Origin of the sequence: Collinsella sp. AM18-10, assembly GCF_003471585.1 — a bacterium.
Classification (GTDB): Bacteria; Actinomycetota; Coriobacteriia; order Coriobacteriales; family Coriobacteriaceae; genus Collinsella.
Map to the genome: position 1 here is coordinate 1 of NZ_QRJO01000035.1, position 2387 is coordinate 2387.

The 2387-nt window shown below is 55.6% G+C and carries 1 protein-coding gene; it reads right to left on the reverse strand.

Going from position 1 to position 2387, the window contains the following annotated elements; translation table 11 throughout:
* Positions 1-456: 456 nt before the first annotated feature.
* Entirely contained in the window at positions 457-2151 is a 1695-nt protein-coding gene (locus DW211_RS09955; protein WP_055252695.1) for a phospho-sugar mutase, read from the reverse strand.
* Between the last annotated feature and the right edge of the window lie 236 nt (positions 2152-2387).

Here is a 2387-nt window from a genome sequence, read left to right on the forward strand (position 1 = left end):
CGTTCATCCTGAGCCAGGATCGAACTCTCCGTCCAAAATATATGGGCTTCGAGCCCGTCCGGTCCTCACAACTATTAGCTGATCGGTTCCGTTCGATTCATATGGTTCTGTATAGGAAAAGGAATTTCTCGGGGCCGCCTCTCGGCGGCCTTGCGAAAAACAAATCCAAGTTAGACCATTTCAAATGGTTCGATGTCTGCCCGGATGCGACACTGAATGTGTCCATCCTCGCAGTATCCGGTTCTCAAGGTGCACGCTCTGCGGCTCATCCGGTCCGACCGGGCCGCGCGGCAAGGAGATATATTGCCAGACCGGAGGGGCGCCGGGGGCGGGAATCTGGGCGTACACATTTCCTACACATATAAGGACTCTCGGCTGGCTGGGTAAATATAAGAGGGAACCTCGTTTCCGAGATCCCCTCTTTCGCCTATCTACAGTAATAGACTCTTAAATACCTTATGCCAGCAGCTTGCGACCGGACTCTTCAATCGCGTCAAGTGCTGCATCAGCTTCGGCGGCATCCGCGCCCTTGGCAAAGATATACAGCTTGATCTTGGGCTCGGTGCCGGAAGGACGGACGATACCCTTGTTGCCACCCTCGAGATCGAACTCAATGACATTAGCCTTCGGCAGGCCGTTCACGCAGGTGTTGTAGTCCACGACGGCCTCAATCTTGGAACCGGCGAGCTCCGCGGGCGGGTTCTCGCGCAGACCAGCCATGATGCCGGCCATCTTTGCCGCACCCTCAGCGCCCGGATAGCTCAGCGAAATCGTCTTGTTGTGATAGTAGCCATACTTCTCGTACAGCTCGTGCATCGCGTCGGCGAGGTTCTTACCCTGCAGCTTGTAATACTGAGCCATCTGGCAAATCAGCAGCGAAGTGCTCACGGCGTCCTTGTCGCGCACGTGATCACCAGCCAGATAACCGTAGCTCTCCTCAAAACCGAAGATAAAGCGATCGACTTCACCGGCATCGGAAAGCGAGGTAATGATGTCACCGATGTACTTGAAGCCCGTCAGGCAGCGACGGAGCTCAAAGCCATATTCCTCGGCCAGAGCATCGACCATGGCGGAAGAAACAATGGTAGTAACCGCGACCTTCTTAGTGAGGTCCTCGCCGCGGGCGGCACGGGTCTTGCAAATATAGTCGAGCAACAGGACGCCCATCTCGTTACCGGTCAGCAGCAGATAGTCATCGCCATTCTTAACGGCAACGCCAACACGGTCGGCGTCGGGATCGGTCGCAAGCAGCAGATCGGGGTGAACCTGCTCGCAGAGATCGATGCCCTTCTGCATGGCCTGTCGGATCTCGGGGTTAGGATACGGGCAGGTCGGGAAATCGCCGTTAGGTTCCTTCTGCTCGGGAACAACCGTGACATCAGTGATGCCAGCGCGCTCGAGCACCGTGGTGACGGGAATGAGGCCGGTACCATTCAGCGGCGTATAGACAAGCTTGAGCGGTGCGCCGGCAATCTCCTCGGCAGAAAGATTCGTAACGCCGCGAGCGAGAACGGCGTCGTAATAACGCTCGAGGCACGAGTCATCGATCCATTTGACCAGGCCCTGCTCAAGAGCCTCATCGAAGTCCATGGACTTCACACCGGTGAACGTATCGGTCTCGGCGATAGCCTTAGAAATTGCATCGGCGGCCTCGCTGGTGATCTGGCAGCCGTCGGGGCCATAGGCCTTATAGCCGTTATACGGTGCCGGGTTATGACTAGCGGTCATGCAAATGCCACCGGAGCACTTAAGATCACGGACGGCCCAGGAGAGCGTCGGCACAGGAGAAATCTTGGGATAAACGAGGGCAGTCACGCCGTTTGCTGCAAGAATGGCAGCCGTCGTCTTAACGAACAGCTCACCTTTATTGCGGCTATCGCGAGCGATGGCAACCGTTGGATGCTCGAAGGTCGCATTGAGGTAGTCAGCGAATCCCTGGGTCGCACGACCGACCGTATAGATATTCATACGGTTAGTGCCCGCACCGATAGTGCCGCGAAGGCCGGCAGTACCGAAGGCGAGATCTTGGAAGAAAGCATCGGTGATGGCGTCCTCATCACCCTGCTCCTTCATCGTGTTAAGCTCAGCGAGGAGCTCCTCGTCCTTGACATTGGCAATCCAAGTATCAAGCAGCTCATGAACATCTGCCATGTGAGTCCTTCCTTCACAATCAATAAAACGACCCGTGTAAAACAGGACAAGCGCAGCAGTGCGCTAAAGCAAATATTAGTCCATTGAGAACAGAGAACCGACCAAAGAACGGTGAACGTCTATATTCAGCGGTGGATGATTAAATTGATTTTATTGCATAAGGAATGTTGCCCGTAAACGCAAAGAAGGGGGAGGCCGCGAGGCCTCCCCCTTCTTCAAGTCATCCGACGGCTCGG